Origin of the sequence: Paenibacillus whitsoniae (assembly GCF_003955665.1) — a bacterium.
Taxonomy (GTDB): Bacteria; Bacillota; Bacilli; order Paenibacillales; family NBRC-103111; genus Paenibacillus_E; species Paenibacillus_E whitsoniae.
Window position 1 is genome coordinate 1 of sequence record NZ_RXHU01000141.1, and the last position, 4,158, is coordinate 4,158.

The window sequence follows — 4,158 nt, forward strand, 5'->3', positions numbered from 1 at the left end:
AGATGTGTATAAGAGACAGGACGATGAGACCCTGCGGATTTACGCCAGCGCGCCGCTGAATGTGCGCGCAGCGGCCGGCCCCGCGCCGCTGGCGCAGCCGAAGCGGCTGTCGCACGCGACGCTGTACCCCGGCGGCGAGGTGGCGCTGGGGTGAGTGGGCTGCGCTGTCAGGTTAAGAGGCAGGCTGTACGCGCCTAAGACGGACAACAAGGGGAGCTAAACGTTGTCAAGTCAAGCTAGCTAAGCGTCGGATGGTCTACAGAGGTGCTGTACACCATCATCGTAAGCTTCCCGTGTCTATGAACTGGAAAACCTCCATCTCAATTCAGTCGTTTTCGGAGAATGGCGGCCAAACGGACAAATGTACGGGAAGAATTCGAGTTCAGCGGGAACAATCACGCCATTTTGCTAAAATGAGGTGGAGAAATTCCAGTTGAACGGGGAAAGACGCAGGTCAAGAAGGGGAAGTCGCAGATTTTCTCATATCGGGCTGCTTGCTCATCTCCAGCGATGTCGGGCAATCAGAGAAGTTGATGTCCGGATTACGCTGAGTCTGTGTACAGCATCAGTGGTCGGATTTCGACTAAAAGCTGATGTTGCGCAGCGGAGGCGGAATAAGAGGACGCTAACTGGTTACAGAGCGGGAATTCTGACATCCGAGTGGTACGATAATCCTGATTTATGCAAATTCTTAAGGAGTGGATGGGTTGGCAGCAGCGGAGCTTCATTACCAACAATGAAAGGAAAGATCGAGCATGACAGCACCCATGAAGTTTGATTTTGGCCCGGTCGCACCGACGGCGGGAACGACAGGAGCGCAGGGAGCGGTCTCCGCAGCGGATGGCTACGTCAAGGTCACGCCGGAGACCATGTACACGAAAGCCGCCGGTTACGGTTTTGACGATGACGGGCGCGTGTACGCCAAAGATCGCGGCGAGCCGGCTGGACTGCGCCAAGACTTTTGCATCCCGCTGGGCGCTGTATTTGCGGTGGACGTCCCGAACGGGACGCACCGGGTGTCCGTGCTGCTCGGCGACGAGATCGCCGACACGGAGACGACGATCAAGACGAACGCCGGCCGACTCGTCCTGAACAAACAGCGCACGTTGGCGGGGCAGTTCGTGCGTGCGAGCTTTTCCGTCTGGGTGACGAACGGGCAGCTCCAGCTGGCGTTTACCGGCCTGGCCCCACGCATTAATGCGGTGGAAGTCGAGGCGGCGCCGAGCGCCTGCACGATTTTTCTGGCCGGCGATTCGACGGTGACGGATCAGCCCGCGGACGGCTATCCGTATGCCGGCTGGGGACAAATGCTTCCGCTGTTCGTCAAGCAGGACGCGGCCGTTGCCAACTATGCGCTGTCGGGCCGCAGCTCGAAAAGCTTTATCAGCGAAGGCGTGCTGGATACAATTTGGAGCGTGATCAAGCCGAACGATTACCTGCTGATCCAATTCGGGCATAACGATCAGAAGCCCGACGAAGAACGGCGCACGGAGCCGTTTACCACGTACAAAGAAACGCTGCTGCGGTACATTGACGGCGCACGGGAGCGGGGAGCGATTCCGATTCTCGTCACCTCTGTGCAGCGCCGCTTCTTTGAGGAGGACGGCACGCTGCGCGATACGCACGGCGACTATTTGACCGCGATGCGCGAGCTTGCGAAGGAGGCGGACGTGGGGCTGATCGATCTGGCGGCGCGGAGCAAAACGCTGTTTGAACAGCTCGGCCCCGAGGGGACGAAGGCCCTGTTCATGTGGCTGGCGCCGGGTGAGTTCATCAACTTCCCCGACGGTGCGGAAGATAATACGCATTTTCAGCAAAAAGGCGGCATAGAAGTCGCGAGGCTTGTGTACGAAGAGTTGAAGCGGCTGAAGCTTCAACCGCTGAACATGTTTTTACGATAGGTATGGGATCTAACATCCAAGAATAAGGCACGCCTGGGCGATCAGGTTGTGTCTTTTTTAATCCTTATGATCGAATTCGTTGTATAATGTAAGTGTAATATGTCATCGAGCAGGAGTTGCAGGTCGTTCGCCATACTTTGATGTAGGGGGAAGCTGTTATGAAAGCACACGAAATTATGGTTCGACAAGTGTACAAAGCGAAAACAGAAGATCCTGTACGTGTTGTTATTGAGAAATTCATTAAGTATCGCATTAGCGGTTTGCCCGTTGTGAATGATCGGAATGAAGTGGTTGCCTACCTTAGCGCGGGAGATATTATGCGGTATATTGGTAAGCATGAGGACCATATTTTATATTCTTATTTCTATACAGCTGTTGTTAAGGGAGACAATGAAGAGTTCGAAGATCGTGTTCGCGGTGTGCTCCCGCTGAATATTATGCAGATCGCGCACAAGAAGGTCATTACGGTGGATGTCAATGAGGAGATTGAAAATATAGCGGCAATTCTGGGAAAGAAACAGATCAAGAGGCTCCCCGTCGTGAAGCAAGGCGTGTTGGCGGGGATCATTAGCAGGGGTGATGTGATTCGGCATGCGTTCCAAGCGATTCTATGAGTTATGTGGATAGCCTTTCATGTTACCTGTTTCGTAAATACCTCACAATCGCAGGAATTACCTGCATACCCTATGCCGGGGAACCTAAGCAGCAGCTAACAAACCAGCAGCTCCAACCGCGAGAACACGCGACTGGAGCTGCTGGTTGCGTTTTAAGGAATCGTAATGCTCGTGATCACTTGCCCATTCCCTTGCAGGTAAATGGCATGATTCGCGACGAGTCCCGACATGCTGCCGGAAATCACAACCGAAGCGGAGACCGCATACACCGATGTGACGGTGCTGCCGCTGCTCGTGGTCTGATTGACGGAGATGGTGGCGATTTTGCCCTGATTGTTGAAGGTTAGACTGTTAAATGTACCGGAGATGTAGAAGCTTTGCCCAGCGCCGCTGGTCGTCTGCGTCACTTCCACATAGACGACTTTGTTGTTGTAGACGACCGCTTTCACCACATCGCCGGTTTGCAGCGAGGAGCTTGCCACTTTCACGCCACCGCGGTATATAAATGCATTCTCATCCAGCGAAAGCGCCTGTGCCTGTGTGCCGTTCACGAGCACAAGGGTACCTCCCGACGCGGAAATGACGGAGCCGGTCGCGGTGCTGGTGCTTGGCAGCGGCGAGGAGGCGCCGCCTGCAAATTGCGAGACGACGACGTAGTTCACCACGCCGTTATAGTAATGCAAGCTCACGACGCTGCCTGCTTGCATCGCGGTAGCTGCATTCGGATAGCCGTTTACATAGACGAATGTCTTAGGGTCAAGCTGCAGGCTGTAGGTGATGCCGCCGCTCGACACCGTCAGCACGTTATTGGCCACCGGACCGACAACGGTGCCTGTCAAATCCCCTGTCGAAGTCGGCTTCACGACCGGCTGGGTCACTTCGATCACCGCGACGGTATTATTGTACGTGTACGCGGTGATCACGTCTCCGACTTGGAGCGACGATGCCGTCGTCAGCACGCCGCCGCGGTAGACGATGGCGCCGCTGCTCAGCGAGTAGCCGCGAATTTCGCCGCCTACGGTCATCGTGAGAGAGCCGTTGTTGATCGGATAGGCAATCGGCCCGCTGACCGTGCCGGAAAGCACGGGTTGGGAGCCGTTCGAACCCGCCGGCTGCGTCACTTCCACGTAGACGATGCCGTTATTGTAGGAGCGGGTCGTAACGAGATCGCCGATCTGCAGGCCGGAAGCGCTGATTTGCGAGCCGTTCCGGAAGAACAGGGCGTTCGTCTGCAAAGGCAGCGCGACGGACTGCCCGTTAATAACGAGCGTCAGCCTGTTATTCGCCACGGCCGCTGCGACCATGCCGCTGCGGACGCCGACCGCTTGCCCCGGCGTAACCGGCGACGAGCTGCCGGGCTGCGTGACTTCAAGATAAATGACGCTGCCGTTATAGTAACGGATTTTTACCGTATCGCCAATAGCGAGCGCAGCTGTGGAAACCCGACTTCCGTTTTTGAAAATAAAAACATCGTCATCCAGCGCCAGCGTCGAAGTCTGCCCGCCGCTGGAGATTGTCACCGTGCTGCCTGTGACCGGCGCTAGAATCGTGCCGGAGATTAAGCCGTCGCTGTTCCCCGGCAGTTGATTGCCGGCACGGTCGAGCAGCGCGGCGATCTGCGCTCTGGTGACGAGCTGCTTCGG

The 4,158-nt window shown here is 56.1% G+C and carries 2 protein-coding genes and 1 pseudogene; 2 read left to right on the plus strand and 1 reads right to left on the minus strand.

The features are described from left to right. Positions 1–755: 755 nt before the first annotated feature. Together EJQ19_RS31080 and EJQ19_RS31085 are read left to right on the plus strand one after the other, a co-directional pair. On the plus strand, positions 756–1,901 hold the full coding sequence (locus tag EJQ19_RS31080) for a rhamnogalacturonan acetylesterase (RefSeq protein ID WP_241243169.1): 1,146 nt from the start codon (positions 756–758) through the stop codon (positions 1,899–1,901). A 158-nt stretch (positions 1,902–2,059) separates the two neighbouring features. Next, positions 2,060–2,515 carry a CBS domain-containing protein gene (locus tag EJQ19_RS31085; RefSeq protein ID WP_126145091.1) on the plus strand — a complete coding sequence of 152 codons (456 nt, stop codon included), beginning with the start codon at positions 2,060–2,062 and terminating at the stop codon, positions 2,513–2,515. A gap of 152 nt (positions 2,516–2,667) precedes the next feature. Here EJQ19_RS31085 and EJQ19_RS32085 read toward each other — a convergent pair. Further along, positions 2,668–4,158 (minus strand): annotated as a pseudogene (locus EJQ19_RS32085) (hypothetical protein); the annotation flags it as partial.